A 14,660-nucleotide genomic window follows, 5' to 3' on the forward strand; every position below is an offset into this window, starting at 1 on the left:
TGATCGATACCGTCACGTTTCCGCCTCGACCTTATACGGCAAGGCTGGTAAGACCCGCGTAGGCGGTAGACCCGCCCCCTACTATAACAGAGGCGGAGGGATACCCCCCTATGCGTATGAAGACTTTCGTGCTGGCCTCCAGCGCAGCGGCCGCCCTGGCCCTGTCGGCTGGTGCTGCGTCGGCGGAACCCAATGGCTGGTACGGCGCCATCGACGCCGGCTACCACATGATCGACGATATCAACGCTGAATCGTCCACGACCGGCGCCAACTGGAACTGGGAAGTGAACGACGGTTGGGCGGCGTTCGCTCGCCTTGGCTACCGCTTCAACCCGAACTGGCGCGTTGAACTGGAAGGCGGCTACCGCTCGGGCGACATCGGCACCGTGCGCGCTGTCTCGGGCACGCAAGGCCTTTGCAACCTGACCCCGGCGACGGGCGGCTGCTTCTCGCCCGAAGGCGACATCGAATCCGCCACCCTGATGGCCAACGTCATCTATGACTTCGGCTTCGAATACTGGGGCGTTCGTCCGTTCGTCGGCCTCGGCGCCGGTGTGAACCGCGTCGACACCAACACGATCGGCGCCCTGCGCGCCAACCGTCTGGCCACCTTCGCCGCCGACGACACCTCGACCAAGTTCGCCGCTCAGGCGATCGCCGGTCTGGCCTGGGCCATCGGCGACCGCGCCAACATCGACCTGACCTACCGCTACCTGACGGGCGACGCCAACTTCGCCTCGACGACGGCCGGTACGGGCGTGGGCGCCACGCAGTTCGGCGAATGGGACGGCGACTACGATCAGTCGCACACCGTGACCCTGGGTCTGCGCTACAGCTTCGGTGCGGAAGATGCTCCCCCGCCGCCGCCGCCTCCCCCGCCCCCGCCCCCGCCGCCTCCTCCGCCCCCGCCGCCGCCTCCGCCGGTCGCTCAGACCCCGATGCCTCGCCAGTTCGTCGTCTACTTCGACTGGGATCGCTCGGACCTGACCGCAGAAGCCCGCTCGGTGGTGACGCAGGCCGCCAACTACGCCAAGTCGGGTCGTCCGACGCGCGTCCTGATCGTCGGCTACACCGACACCTCGGGTTCGGCCGCCTATAACCTGGGTCTGTCCAACCGTCGTTCGCGCACCGTCGCGGACGCGCTGGTCGCCTCGGGAGTCAACGGCGGCGTCATCGCCCTCGACGGCAAGGGCGAGACCAACCTGGCCAAGCCGACCGCCGACGGTGTGCGCGAACCGCTCAACCGTCGCGCGACCATCGATATCAACTTCTAAGACTTTCAGGAGCCGATCTGGTTCGTCCGGATCGGCTTCAACCTTCGAAGTTGTCGAAAGACAGAACGCCGCTTCCGACAGGAAGCGGCGTTTTTCTTTGCGCCGTCTCACTACTGCGTGACGCGTCTACGCAGAGAAAAGGGCGACGCCTCGCGACGCCGCCCTCAAGCATTCTGATTTTTGACGCCGATCAGCCGGTGAACGGACGGATCAGGATCTCGACCCGGCGGTTCTGCGCCTTGCCTTCGGCGGTGGCGTTCGAGGCCACCGGGTTACGCGAGCTATTACCGGCGACGTAGAGGCGTTGGGCCAGAACGCCGCGGCGAACCAGTTCAGAGGCGACGCTGCTGGCGCGGCGCTCCGACAGGGGCTGGTTGATCGCGTCGCCGCCTGAAGAGTCGGTATGGCCGATCACGTCCACCGTCGACTGGTCGTACTGCTGCAGAACGCGGGCGACATCGTCCAGCACCGGCAGGAAGCGCGGATCGATGGACGACTGGTTCGTAGCGAAGGTCACGTCCGACGGCATGCGCAGCACAAGCAGGTCGCCCTGACGCGCCACGCCCACGCCGGAACCGGACAGTTCGGCTTCCATCGCGCGTTGCTGACGATCCATATATTGACCGACCGCCGCGCCGCCCAGCGCGCCGATGCCGGCGCCGATCAGGGCGTTCTTGCGGCCCTGTTCGCCGTTCGAGGTGTTGGTCAGATAGCCGAGAACCGCGCCGCCCAACGCACCCGCGATGGCGCCGGTCCCGGTGTTGTTGCGAACCGGACCCGAACGATAGGGGTCGGTGGTGGTGCAGGCGGCTGCCCCCAGCAGGGCGGCGATGGAAACACTGGCGACGATGAACTTGGCGCGCATGGAATAGTCCCTTTCTTTTGAGCGATCTGGCGCGGAAACGTGCGCTTACTGTGAAGGTTCCAATCTGTACGAGGCATGAATGCCTTCCACGTCCGCACGCACCATGACCCTGACAAGGCCGCCGATTAGGCGTATGGGAACCGCCGCACACCCCCAAATCGAGGACGACGCCGTGAGCGTGACCCAGACGGACCATACGACCGACCGCGCCATTCAGCCGGTTTCGATGACGCAGTACGACGCCGATTTTCAAGAGTTCAGCGACGCATTGGGCGCGTCCTTCTCCCGCTATGGCTTCGCTGTCGTCGCCGACCATGGTCTGGATGAGGCGCGCATCACCGCAGCCATCGACGACGCCAAGGCCTTCTTCGCCCTGCCGGAAGAGGTGAAGCGTCAGTATCACCAGCCCGGTACCGGCGGCGCGCGCGGCTTGACCCCGTTCGGGGTCGAGGCGGCCAAGGACGCCAAAACGGTCGATCTGAAGGAATTCTGGCACGTCGGCCGGGAACTGCCCGAAGGCCATCCTTATCGCCGCTATATGCGCGACAACCTCTGGCCGACCGAGGTCGAGGGCTTCCGCGAGCATCTGTATGGCATGTTCGAGGATCTGGATGCGTTGGGCGCCAAGATCCTGCGCGCCATCGCCCGTTATCTGAAGCTGGGCGACGACTTCTTCGCGGACAAGGTGGAGATGGGCAACAGCGTCCTGCGCATGCTGCACTATCCGCCGGTTCCGGCCGATGCGCCTGGCGTGCGCGCCGGGGCGCACGAAGACATTAATGTCATCACCCTGCTGCTCGGCGCCGAAGAGGCCGGTCTTCAGCTAAAGGACAAGGACGGCAGCTGGCTCGACATCGCGCCGCCGCCCGGCGCCTTGGTCGTCAATATCGGCGACATGCTGCAACGACTGACCAACCACGTTCTGCCATCGACCACCCACCGCGTGGTCAATCCGGCGCCCGAGCGTCGCGGCTTCGCCCGCTATTCGACGCCCTTTTTCCTGCACTTCAACCCGGACTTCCCGATCGAGACCCTGCCCAGCGCCATCACGCCGGACAATCCCGATCGCTATGCGGGCAAGACCATCCTGGCCGAGGATTATCTGACCGAACGCCTGCGCGAAATCCGCCTGCTCTAGGCCGTCAGCGGGAAATCCGTAGTCGGGTGATGTCGCGTCCGATGGCCTGGAAGTCGTTGGACAGGTCCGCGCCCGACTGCGGCAGGAAGGCCTTGTCCTTGTCGGTAGCGCAGGTGCTGAGGATGTTGGCCGCGTCGCTGCCCGGTGTGATCGAGAAGCCCACGGTATAGACGATCACGCCCTTGGCCTTCATGCCGGTGCACAGTTTTGCGGCCTGATCGAACGGGTCGCCGTTCGTCGCGTCACAGGCAATCTTGTCAAAGAGGTTGCCGGACCCTGAGGCCGCATCGCGGGCGATGACGCCGCCGCAATAGGGGGTGTTGAACTCACCGTCCGTCATCAGAATGACGGCCTTCAACACCTTGGTCGGCGCATAGGCAGCGGCGGGATTGGACGACCAAAGCCCGTTGAACTGGTTAGATACGGTGTACCAACCCCAAGCCAAGCCAATCTGCCCGGACGTTGATCCTGTAACGGTCAAACCGTTCACGAGCCCCGTCAATGTATCGATGTTGGAAGTCAGCGGCTGGATCGTCGCTGTCGGGCAAGGGTTACCCGCCGATCTCACGGGCGTTGAGCGTTGCGGAGCGGCATAGTTGCGACCCACCCTGGCCGTGCTCGGAGCCGCATCGGTGTAGGCCTGTGACCCCGTACGCTCGCTGACGCAGCTGGTGTTACTAAAGGCGGTCAAGCGATTGTACTGAGCGTCGCGGAAGACGCGCGTGGCGCATCCATCGCGCCCACACTGCACGGAGCCGCCACCAGAATAATCAGCGAACGCGGCGCCGCCGACAGGGATGACAAAGGCGTCGTTCGAGATCTTCTCTAGGACTTCGTAAAGGCCTTCATCATTCGTCGTGTTAAGCGCCGTCATACCCTTAACGTCAGCGATCTGAAGCGTGTCGCCTTTCGACAAGCCGTGATTCGTGGAGGAGATGGTGACGAAGCAGTCGGAGCGCATGCATTTGCGGATCTGACCGCCCGAGGTGTAGCTGCTGTATCCGTTGCCGCTGGTGGTGTTCAGCGCATACCAGTTCGCGCCGGATTGATATTGCAGAGACACCCGATTGGCGTCGATCCGCACGACCTTGTAGGCGCGGTTGTTGATCTGGGTCATGCCGCTGACGCCGCTGATCCAGACGTAGTCGTCGGTCGATAGCCCGTGTCCGTTGGCGGTCACGACGCCGGGCGAAGCGCGCGTAATGCCAGAGATCGACTTGGCCGCCGCCGCCGCCCATGCGGCTCCGGTGATGCTGGTCGATCCGATCGAGGCGCCGCGTGCGGCGTCGGCGCGAGAACCCAGGTTCACGCCGATCGAATAGGGCACAATGGCCATGCGGGAATAGTAAGGCGTCTGTTTCGCGGCTGGCTGAACGACCAGTTTGATCAACTGGTTTGCGGCGTTCTTCAAATCGCCGATCCGGTTGTTGCTGGCCATCGAGCCGGTGATGTCGAGCACCAGCGAGACCTCGATGTCCTTGGACGATCGATTCACCTCGGAGTGGACGCTCACGGGCAGGGTGTCGTCCAGAATCTTGCCATAGGGCGGCAGGACCACATTGGCGATCAGGGTCTTCACCTGAACCTGGATGTCGGCGATGACGATCTGCTCTTTCGTCAGCTCGATCTTGACGGCGTCGTCGGCGAACGGCTCCACCGAGGCGTTGCGCAGATTGGCTCTCAGCGCCACCAGGGCGACGTTCTTCAGGTCTTTCGGATCAGTATAGGACGACCGCGCCGCGGCCAGGGCGGCGGCGTCCAGCGCGTCCTGAACGCGGGCCTTCGCCGTCGTCACGCGGTTGATGTCGATGCCGCCCAGGGTCAGCATGATCAGCGCCGGCATCACCAGGGCGAAGATCATTACGACATTGCCGCCGCGGTCCGACGAGAGGCGCGACGTGAACATGCGCAGAGCCTTCACCGCCCTGCCGATCCGATTGGAAACCTTCACCATGCCCATCCCAATGGACGCGGACCGCCCGATTAGCGTCCAGTTTGCCATCGGGCGGTTAAGGGAATTGTGAAGGGGACGGTTAACGCCGCCGCGTGATCAGGCGGCGCTCCATCCGCATTGGTGACCGCGGTTCTGTTCCTGGAGCCAGACGTTCAGCGGGGCGAAATAGTCGGCGATGGCCGAGGCGTCATTGCCGTCGTCACCGGTGAAGGCCTTCATCGCCTCCTGCCAAGGCCGCGACTGGCCCATCTGCAGCATGGCGTTGAAGCGGGCGCCAACCTCCTTGTTGCCATAGACGGAGCAGCGATGCAGCGGCCCGGTCCAACCCGCCTGTTTGCAGGCGGCGCGCTGGAACTGGAACTGATAGATGGCCGCCAGGAAGTAGCGCGTGTAAGGCGTGTTGCCGGGCACATGGTATTTGGCGCCCGGATCGAAGGCGTTGGCCGGACGCGGACCCGGCGGAACCAGGCCTTGGTACTGCAGCATGTCGGCGGTCCAGGCGGTATTGTAGGCGGCCGGCGCCGTCTCGCCTGAGAAGACGTCCCAGCGCCAGCGGTCGACCATCAGGCCGAACGGCAGGAACGCGATCTTGTCCAAGGCCATCTTGAGCAGGAAGGGAATATCTTCCTCCGCGCCCGGCGTGGTCTTCAACAGACCGATCTGGTTCAGATAGGTGGGGGTCAGGGCCGACAGGCCGACGAAGTCGCCGATGGCCTCATGGAAGCCGTCGTTGGCGCCATTGCGGAACAGCATGGGCTGGTTCTTGTAGGCGCGCTGATAGTAGTTGTGACCCAGCTCGTGGTGGACGGTGTAGAAGTCGTCGCCGTTGACGTTGGTGCACATCTTGATGCGGATGTCGTCGGCGTTGTCCAGGTCCCAGGCCGAGGCGTGACAGACGACTTCGCGGTCGCGCGGGCGGGTGATCTGGCTGCGTTCCCAGAAGGTCTGAGGCAGCGGGTCGAGGCCCAGCGAGACGTAGAAGCCCTCGCCCGTCTTGACCATCTTGGTCGCGTCGTAGTCGGCGGCCTTCAGCAGCCCGGTGAGGTCGTAGCTTGAGGCGCCGCCGCTGGGCGGGGCAACCACATCATAGATGTTGCCCCACTGTTGGGACCACATATTGCCCAACAGATCGGCGCGGATCGGGCCGTGGTCGGGCTGGACCGCGTCGCCGTATTTGGCGTTCAGCCTGGCGCGCACATAGCAGTGCAGGTTCTCGTAGAAGGGCTTCACCTGGGCCCACAGCCGGTCGGTCTCGGCGGCGAAATCGTCGGCGGGCATGTCGTAGCCTGACCGCCACAGGGCGCCGGTGTCGGCGAAGCCCAACTCACGCGAGCCCTCATTGGCGATCTCGACCATGCGGGCGTAGTCGTCGCGCATGACCGGCGAGATGGTGCGCCAGCCTTCATAAAGCGCCTTGGTCTCGGCGGGATCGCGGCTGTCGGCCAGGATCAGCGAGGCTTCGTCCAGGGTGATCGGCTTGCCCTTGAAATCGAACTTGCCGGTCGAATAGGTCGAATCCAGCCGCGTCGTGATCTGGGCCAATTCCTCGGCCGCGCCGGGACGATTGGGCGCCGGCAGGACCAGGCTGAGCCGCAGCAGGTTCAGCTTGCGCCGCACGACCGGATCAACCTGGACGTCGTTGAACTTGGCCGCTTGATTGGCCAGCTGGACCTGAAGCTCGGTCGCCTCGGCGTTGGCCTTGGACTCCAGCCACATGGTGTCGAAGGTGATGTTGGTGGCGCGCGCCCACTGGATGCGGGCGACATATTCGCTGACCTCGGCCCATTTGGTTTCGGCGTCGGCGATGAAGGCGGTCGCGCCCTCGGCGGTGATGGGATAGTCGGCGCGCATGCCGCTGACGGCGGGCGCGGGCGTCGTCGACGCCGTCTGTTCGACGCCTGGCGCGCCGGCGGCGGGTTCGCGGGTGCTGGCGCAGCCGGCGGCGAAGGCGAGGGCGCAGACCGCGACGGCGGTCATCATCTGACGCTTCATGATGGATCTCCTGAACAGCGCGGGCAGGAGAGGTCAGGCCCGGTCGCCCGTCAAGCGTGACGGTTCAGCGACCGACGACGCAGGTGTTCAGACCTTCATTGCGCACCGTGCCCATGGCTGCCTGAACGCGCGCGGCGCGCCGACGCACATAGGGGCCGGGCGCGGCGGCTTCGTAACGGCGCGGGGCCGGCAGGATGGCGGCCAGACGCGCCGCCTCACGCGGGCTCAGGTCGCGGGCGTCCTTGCCGAACCAGTGTCGCGACGCGGCCTGGGCGCCATAGACGCCGGGCGCCCATTCCACCACGTTCAGATAGACTTCCATAATCCGGCGCTTGGACCACACGGCCTCGATCAGGACGGTGTAGCCCGCCTCCAGACCCTTCCGGATCCAGTCGCGGCCAGGCCAGAGGAAGACATTCTTGGCCGTCTGCTGGCTGATGGTCGAGCCGCCACGCAGGCGCCCGCCTTCGGCGTTGTGGTCCAGGGCCTTCTGGATCGCCTCCATGTCGAAGCCGTGGTGGCTGCAGAACCGGGCGTCCTCGGCGGCGATGGCGGCGTTCACCAGGTTGGGAGAAATCTGGTTCAGACCGCGCCACTGATAGTCCATGCCGTCGCCCCTCGCGAGTTGGCGCAGCATCAGTATGGTGGGCGGCGGCGGGACGATGGCGACGATCAGCACGCCCGCGACCGGGATCAGGGCCAGGATCAGAAGCGCGGTCAGCACCACGCGACGCCAGCTTTTGCGGCCCTTCGCCATCAGAGGATCAAAACTCCGGCGGCGCCGTCTTCGTCGGCCCACGCCACCTTGTCGACGGCGGGGCTGAGCGACAGGGCGACGATGGCCGGACCCTTCTCAGCCTTGACGAAGTTCAGACCCTGGGCGGCCGGATGCGCCACCCAGACCCGACCGTCGGTCAGGCCGGCGGCTAGCAGGCCCTGATCGGCGCGGGCCGAGACCAGATTGACCAGGGTCGTGTCGTCATAGCCGATCTCGGTCGCCTCGCGCCCCATCGGCCCGTTCGATCCGATGAAGGGCCACAGGACCGCGCCCTGCGCGCCCGAGGTCGCCATAAGCTGCCCGTTGGCCAGGAAGGCCATCGACCGGACCTTTCCTGGATAGCCGCCCATGCGCAGATTCTTGGCGTCCTTGATGCGCCAGCCGTGCATCTGATTGTCCTGCATGGTCGTGACGACGAAGGCGCCGTCGGGCGAAAAGGCGACGCCGGTGTGCGACCCGGCCCAGGCCAGTTTCATGGGCTGCTGTTTCTCGATCCGCGCATACCACAGCGCCGCCCCGCCATAGGTCGAGGTGGCGATGCGCCGGCCCTTGGGCTCGAAGGCGACGCCGGAAACGGTGCGCTCGTGCTGGAAGTCGCGCCGGAAGCCGACCTCCTTGGGGTCGATCACCGACAGGGTGCGGCCGAAGGAAAAGGCGATCAGGCCCGAGGCCGGCGAGGCGTCGATGGCGTCGATCCACTGGTTCTTGGCCGTGGCCAGAACGACCGGGTCTTCGTCGCGACGGGTCCAGACGACCTTGCCGTCATCGCCGCCCGTGACGATCCCGTCGCCGGACGGATGAACGCAGGCGCACAGCACGGCGCCGTCGTGCGCCTCCACCCGCGTTCGGTCCTCGAACCGGACCGAGCCGTCTCCAAGGGCGAAGACGGCGCCGGTGTTGTCGAACAGGGCGGCGGTGACCTGGGCGTCGAAATCGAAGTTCATAGGCCGCATGTAGCGATCCGACCTCGTCGCGTCACCTTCTGCCTGCCCGCTAGACCGGATCGGTCGGCTTGGGCGTCACTGGCGCCGGCTCGGCTTGGGCCTTTGGGGGTTCGTCGGGCAGGGGGATGAATTCCAGATCGTCGGCGTTTGGCAGCGTCATCCGACCCGCCTTCCAATCGGCCTTGGCCTGATCGATGCGGGCCTGGCTGGAGGCGACGAAGTTCCACCAGATCAGCCGTTCACCCACCGGCTCGCCGCCCAGGACCATGACGGTCGACTGGGTCAGGGCCTTGACCGTCGGCTCGGCCGTCGGCTCCAGCACGATCATCTGACCCTCATGGAAGGTGCGGTCGCCGACCTCGATGGAGCCCTTGGCCACGTAAAGGGCACGCTCGCTCATGCCCCCGGCCCTCTTGCCTGACGGCGGGGCGGTGCGCACGCCGGGCTGAAGCTCCCAATGGATATAGAACAGCGGAGACGACACCGGCACGGCCGCCTTGGCGCCGTACGCCTCGCCCGCGACCAGACGCGCGAACAGGCCGCCATTCTCGTAAGCCGGCTGGGCGTCCTCGCCCAGGTGATGGAAGGCCGGGTCCATCTCCTCGGCCTCATCGGGCAGGGCGACCCAGGCCTGCATGCCGTGCATCGGCCCGCCCTTGCTCTTCTTCAGCGGATCGGTGCGCTCTGAATGGACGATGCCCTTGCCGGCGGTCATCCAGTTGACCTCACCCGGCCGGATCGCCTGATCGTAGCCGAGATTGTCGTGGTGCATGATCTCGCCCTCGAACAGATAGGTCAGGGTCGACAGGCCGATGTGCGGATGCGGTCGCACGTCGATGGCCGTGGCGCCCGGCGCGAACTCGGCCGGTCCCATCTGGTCCAGGAAGATGAAGGGCCCGACCATCCGCCGCGAATGGAAGGGCAGGACGCGCCCGACCTCGAACCCGCCCAAGTCCTTGCGGCGTGCCTCGATCACCAGTTCGATCATGTGTCGGCTCCCAAAGCGGCCCGCGCCGCCTGAGCGACGTTATCCGACGTGAGGCGTGATGATGCCAAGAGGCAGGGCGGTCACATTCTTCACGCCGCGCGTGACGATGTGGCTTTCGCAGTCCGAGACGATGCCCAAGGCCAGCAGCTTCTCGCGCAGGAACAGGTCGAAGGCGTGCATGTCCGAGGTGATGATGCGCAGCACATAGTCCTCGCGCCCCGTGATGGTGGCGCACTGGACGACCTCGGGCCACTTGGCCACGGCGGCCTCGAAGACATTGAGATTGTCCGCCGAGGGCAGCATCAGTTTGACGATGGCGTAGACCTCGAAGTCCAGGCCCAGCAGCTGAGCGTTCAGCAGAGTGACGCGCTTGGTGATCAGGCCGGAGTCTTCCAGCCGCTTGATCCGCCGCCAGCAGGGCGAGGCCGACAGCCCGACGCGATCGGCGACCTCTGCGACCGACAGCCCGGCGTCTTGTTGCAGGATATCCAGGATGCGGGCGTCGATGGGGTCGAGTTCGTCGGCCAATGCGTTTCTCCGATTATGATTATCGCGAAATAAAATACCCGATATCGGGATTGCGCAAGGTCAAATTGAGCGAGCACCTGCTTAAGCGGCGTGTTATCACACGTCCAGAGGAAACACGGACGGACCCCAGAACGGATATGGACGCCCGCATGAACGACAAAATGAACAAAAAGAACAGCCAGCCCCTGTCCTTGCGCGTGCCGGAGCCGTCGGGCCGTCCCGGCGATACGCCGGACTTCAGCCATCTGCAGATGGATCCTGCCGGTGTCGTCGAACGGCCCGAGGTCGGATCGACCCCCTATCAGATGCGCGATCTCGCCTTCCGCCTGATTCGGGTGCTGGACGATGAGGGCGCCGCGGTCGGTCCGTGGAACCCGCGCCTGGATCCCGAGACGATGCGCCGGGGTCTGAAGGCCATGATCCTGACGCGCGCCTTCGATGACCGGATGCACCGCGCCCACCGCCAGGGCAAAACCAGCTTCTATATGAAGTGCACCGGCGAGGAGGCCATCGCGGTCGCCCAGGGCATGATCCTGAGCCGCGAGGATATGGGTTTCCCCACCTATCGCCAGCAGGGGCTTTTGATCGCGCGCGGCTATCCGCTGGTCGCGATGATGAACCAGATCTATTCGAACGCCGAAGATCCGATCAAAGGCCGCCAGTTGCCGATCATGTATTCGGCCAAGGACTACGGCTTCTTCACCATCAGCGGCAATCTGGGCACGCAGGTGCCGCAGGCCGTCGGCTGGGCCATGGCCAGCGCCTACAAGGGCGACGACAAGATCGCCATCAGCTGGATCGGCGACGGGGCCACTGCCGAAGGCGACTTCCACAACGCCCTGACCTTCGCCAGCGTCTATCGCGCCCCGGTCATCCTGAACGTCGTGAACAACCAGTGGGCTATCAGCTCCTTCCAGGGCATCGCCGGCGGGCTTGAGACCACCTTCGCCTCCAAGGCCATCGGCTATGGCCTGCCGGCCCTGCGGGTGGACGGCAACGACTTCCTGGCGGTCTGGGCGGCGACCCAGTGGGCCGAGGAACGGGCGCGGTCGAACCAGGGGGCGACGGTGATCGAGCTGTTTACCTATCGCGGCGCCCCGCACTCGACCTCCGACGACCCCAGCCGCTATCGCCCCGGCGACGAGCACGAGAAATGGCCGCTGGGCGATCCGATCGAACGTCTGCGCCAGCATCTGACCGTCATCGGCGAATGGGACGACGAGCGTCACGCCGCCACGCTGAAGGACGCCGTCGAGCAGGTCCGCGCTGCCGGCAAGGAATCCGAAGCCATCGGCACGCTGGGCCAGTCGCGCCCCAGCGTGAAGACGATGTTCGAAGAGGTCTATGCGACCGAAGACTGGCGCCTGATCGAACAGCGCCGCGAGGTGGGGGTCTGACCATGAGCGAGCAAACCACCTTCACCGACGCCGATCGCAACGACGGCGTCGAGCCCGACATGGTCGACCAGAACGCCGCCCCCGCCTCGGAAGCGACGGGTGCCGGCATAGTCCCCATGAACATGATCCAGGCGCTGAACTCGGCCATCGACGTCAAGATGGCCGAAGACGCCAACGTCCTGTCGTTCGGCGAGGACGCCGGCTATTTCGGCGGCGTCTTCCGCGTCACCGACAAGCTGCAGCAGAAGCACGGCCTGACCCGCAGTTTCGACGCCCCGATCTCGGAATGCGGCATCGTCGCCGCCGCCATCGGAATGGGCGCCTATGGCCTGCGTCCGGTCGTCGAGATTCAGTTCGCCGACTATATCTATCCGGCTTACGATCAGATCGTCTCAGAAGCGGCCAAGATGCGCTACCGCTCGGGCGGCCAGTTCACCTCGCCGATCACTGTGCGCAGCCCCTATGGCGGCGGCATCTTCGGCGGTCAGACCCACAGCCAGTCCCCTGAAAGCCTGTTCACCCATATCGCGGGTCTGAAGGTCGTCATTCCGTCCAACCCCTATGACGCCAAGGGCCTGCTGACCGCCGCCATCGAGGATGACGATCCGGTCGTCTTCTTCGAGCCGAAACGCCTCTACAACGGCCCATTCGACGGCTGGCACGAGAAGCCGGTCTCGCCGTGGAAGGCTCAGGATCTGGCCCAGGTCCCGACCGGCAAATATGTCGAGCCGATCGGCAAGGCGCGAGTAATGCGCGAAGGAAACGACGTCACCATCCTGGCCTATGGCACCATGGTTTGGGTCGCCCTGGCCGGCGCGGAACACGCGGGCGTGGACGCCGAGGTCATCGACCTGCGCTCGCTCGTGCCGCTGGACATCGAAGCCATCGAGGCCTCGGTGAAGAAGACCGGCCGCTGCGTCATCGTGCATGAGGCGCCCAAGACCTCGGGCTTCGGCGGCGAACTATCGGCCCTGGTGCAGGAGCGCTGCTTCTATTCGCTGGAAGCGCCGATCGCGCGCGTCACCGGTTGGGACACGCCCTATCCGCACGCTTTCGAATGGGAATATTTCCCCGGGCCGCAAAGGGTCGCAGACGCCTTGAAGAGCGTCATGACGGGAGGTCGATAAAATGGGTCTTTTCGTCTTCAAACTGCCCGACGTGGGCGAAGGCACCGCCGAGGCCGAATTGGTCGGATGGCACGTCAAGGTCGGCGATGTCGTCGCCGAGGACCAGATCGTCGCCGACGTCATGACCGACAAGGCCACGGTCGAGATCACCGCCCCGGTCAGCGGCAAGGTCGTCGCTCTGCACGGCGAACCCGGCGCCATGGTGCCGGTGCGCGGTCCTCTGGTGGAGTTCGAGGTCGAGGGGGCGGGCAATGCCGATGACGCTCCGACGCCTGCCGCCCCTGCCGTCGCCAAGCCGGACCCCGCGCCCGTGGTCGCCGAGGCGCCGAAGGTCGAGACGCCGGCAGCCCCCGCTGTCTCGACGCCGACATCCGGCAACTATGTCTTCAAACTGCCTGACGTCGGTGAAGGCACAGCCGAGGCCGAGTTGGTCGGCTGGCACGTCAAGGTCGGGGATGCGGTCGAGGAAGACCAGATCATCGCCGACATCATGACCGACAAGGCCACGGTCGAAATCACCTCGCCGGTCGCCGGAACGGTCGTCGCCCTGTACGGCGAGACGGGCAAGTCCGTGCCGGTCGGCGGACCGCTGGTCGCGTTCGATGTCGAGGGTCGGGGCAATGTCTCGACGCCCGTCGCGGCGCCCAAACCTGCCCCCAAACCGGCGGAGAATGCGACGGCGGCTTCCGCTGCGGTTTCGACGGCTCAAAGGGCGGCTTCAGCGACTGCGCCGTCCAAGCCTGTGCCCGCCCTGACGGGCCGCGCGCCCGGCGAACGTCCGTCGGCCTCGCCGGCCGTGCGCAATCGCGCGCGGGACCTGGGCGTCGATCTGACCTTCGTGCCCGGGTCCGGCCCGGCGGGTCGGATCACGCACGAGGATCTGGACGGCTTCATCGCGCGCGGCGGTTCGCAACCTGCGTCGGCGCCGTCCGGCGGCGGCTCGACCTATGCGAAGGCGCAAGGGGCGACCGAGGTCAAGATCATCGGCCTGCGCCGCAAGATTGCGGAGAAGATGGCCGAGAGCGTGCGCCGCATTCCCCACATCACCTATGTCGAGGAAATCGACATGACGGCGGTGGAGGAGTTGCGCGCCCACCTGAACGCGACGAAGTCCAAGGATCAGCCCAAGCTGAACGTCTTGCCCTTCATCGCCCGCGCCATCGTCGTCGCCCTGCGCGACCAGCCCCAGATCAACGCCACCTATGACGACGAAGCCGGCGTCCTGACCCAACACGCCCCGGTCCATCTGGGCATCGCCGCCCAGACCCCGAATGGCCTGATGGTGCCGGTGGTCCGCCATGCCGAGGCGCGCGACCCCTACGATACGGCTCTGGAAATCGCGCGTGTGTCGGGCGCCGCCAAAGACGGTTCGGCCAAGCGTGAGGAACTGTCGGGTTCGACCATCACCATCACCTCGCTGGGCACGCTGGGCGGGGTGGTCCACACCCCGATCATCAACCACCCCGAGGTCGCCATCGTCGGTCCGAACAAGATCGCCGAACGGGTCGTGGTCAAGGACGGCCAGATGATCGTGCGCAAGATGATGAACCTGTCGTCTAGTTTCGATCACCGTATCGTCGACGGTCACGACGCGGCGGTGTTCGTGCAGCGGATCAAGGGGCTGCTGGAGAACCCGGCGACACTGTGGATGGGGTGATGCCCATTTTCTAAGCGG

12 protein-coding genes are annotated in these 14,660 nt (G+C 65.5%); 5 read left to right on the plus strand and 7 right to left on the minus strand.

Annotation, left to right across the window (positions count from 1 at the left end; genetic code table 11):
* Positions 1-116: 116 nt before the first annotated feature.
* Entirely contained in the window at positions 117-1,274 is a 1,158-nt protein-coding gene (locus KAK88_RS02085; protein WP_242078542.1) for an OmpA family protein, read from the plus strand.
* Positions 1,275-1,464: 190 nt separating this feature from the next.
* On the opposite strand, the gene KAK88_RS02090 is transcribed toward KAK88_RS02085, so the two are convergent.
* A complete protein-coding gene (locus tag KAK88_RS02090; protein WP_045811096.1) occupies positions 1,465-2,139 on the minus strand; it encodes an OmpA family protein in 675 nt (224 codons plus the stop codon).
* Between the two features lie 226 nt (positions 2,140-2,365).
* On the opposite strand from KAK88_RS02090, the gene KAK88_RS02095 reads away from it, so the two are divergent.
* Positions 2,366-3,277 carry an isopenicillin N synthase family dioxygenase gene (locus tag KAK88_RS02095; RefSeq protein WP_242078543.1) on the plus strand — a complete coding sequence of 304 codons (912 nt, stop codon included), beginning with the start codon at positions 2,366-2,368 and terminating at the stop codon, positions 3,275-3,277.
* A gap of 4 nt (positions 3,278-3,281) precedes the next feature.
* Here the strand turns inward: KAK88_RS02095 and KAK88_RS02100 are convergent, their stop codons facing one another.
* The 6 genes from KAK88_RS02100 to KAK88_RS02125 all read right to left on the minus strand — a co-directional run bounded on the left by KAK88_RS02100 (position 3,282) and on the right by KAK88_RS02125 (position 10,461).
* Positions 3,282-5,231, minus strand: coding sequence for a TadE/TadG family type IV pilus assembly protein (locus KAK88_RS02100; protein WP_242077678.1), 1,950 nt, complete (start codon positions 5,229-5,231; stop codon positions 3,282-3,284).
* 96 nt (positions 5,232-5,327) lie between these two features.
* On the minus strand, positions 5,328-7,223 hold the full coding sequence (locus KAK88_RS02105) for a M2 family metallopeptidase (RefSeq protein ID WP_242077679.1): 1,896 nt from the start codon (positions 7,221-7,223) through the stop codon (positions 5,328-5,330).
* A gap of 64 nt (positions 7,224-7,287) precedes the next feature.
* Positions 7,288-7,980 (minus strand): monofunctional biosynthetic peptidoglycan transglycosylase, encoded by a 693-nt coding sequence (gene mtgA, locus KAK88_RS02110; protein WP_242077680.1) that lies wholly within the window; start codon positions 7,978-7,980, stop codon positions 7,288-7,290.
* Complete coding sequence (locus tag KAK88_RS02115) at positions 7,980-8,945, minus strand: WD40 repeat domain-containing protein (RefSeq protein WP_242077681.1); 966 nt, start codon at positions 8,943-8,945, stop codon at positions 7,980-7,982. Before KAK88_RS02115 ends, mtgA begins: the two co-directional genes overlap by 1 nt.
* A 49-nt stretch (positions 8,946-8,994) precedes the next feature.
* Positions 8,995-9,933 carry a pirin family protein gene (locus tag KAK88_RS02120; RefSeq protein ID WP_242077682.1) on the minus strand — a complete coding sequence of 313 codons (939 nt, stop codon included), beginning with the start codon at positions 9,931-9,933 and terminating at the stop codon, positions 8,995-8,997.
* Between the two features lie 39 nt (positions 9,934-9,972).
* Positions 9,973-10,461 (minus strand): Lrp/AsnC family transcriptional regulator, encoded by a 489-nt coding sequence (locus tag KAK88_RS02125; RefSeq protein WP_055754211.1) that lies wholly within the window; start codon positions 10,459-10,461, stop codon positions 9,973-9,975.
* 149 nt (positions 10,462-10,610) lie between these two features.
* On the opposite strand from KAK88_RS02125, the gene KAK88_RS02130 reads away from it, so the two are divergent.
* From KAK88_RS02130 to KAK88_RS02140, 3 genes are read left to right on the plus strand one after another with little or no spacing between them, the layout of a single operon-like run.
* Complete coding sequence (locus tag KAK88_RS02130; protein ID WP_242077683.1) at positions 10,611-11,858, plus strand: thiamine pyrophosphate-dependent enzyme; 1,248 nt, start codon at positions 10,611-10,613, stop codon at positions 11,856-11,858.
* A 2-nt stretch (positions 11,859-11,860) separates the two neighbouring features.
* On the plus strand, positions 11,861-12,985 hold the full coding sequence (locus tag KAK88_RS02135; protein WP_242077684.1) for an alpha-ketoacid dehydrogenase subunit beta: 1,125 nt from the start codon (positions 11,861-11,863) through the stop codon (positions 12,983-12,985).
* 1 nt (position 12,986) lies between these two features.
* Positions 12,987-14,642: a 2-oxo acid dehydrogenase subunit E2 gene (locus KAK88_RS02140; protein ID WP_242077685.1), complete on the plus strand. Its 1,656-nt coding sequence runs from the start codon at positions 12,987-12,989 to the stop codon at positions 14,640-14,642.
* Positions 14,643-14,660: the final 18 nt, after the last annotated feature.

The organism is Brevundimonas diminuta, from assembly GCF_022654015.1.
Lineage (GTDB): Bacteria > Pseudomonadota > Alphaproteobacteria > Caulobacterales > Caulobacteraceae > Brevundimonas > Brevundimonas diminuta_C.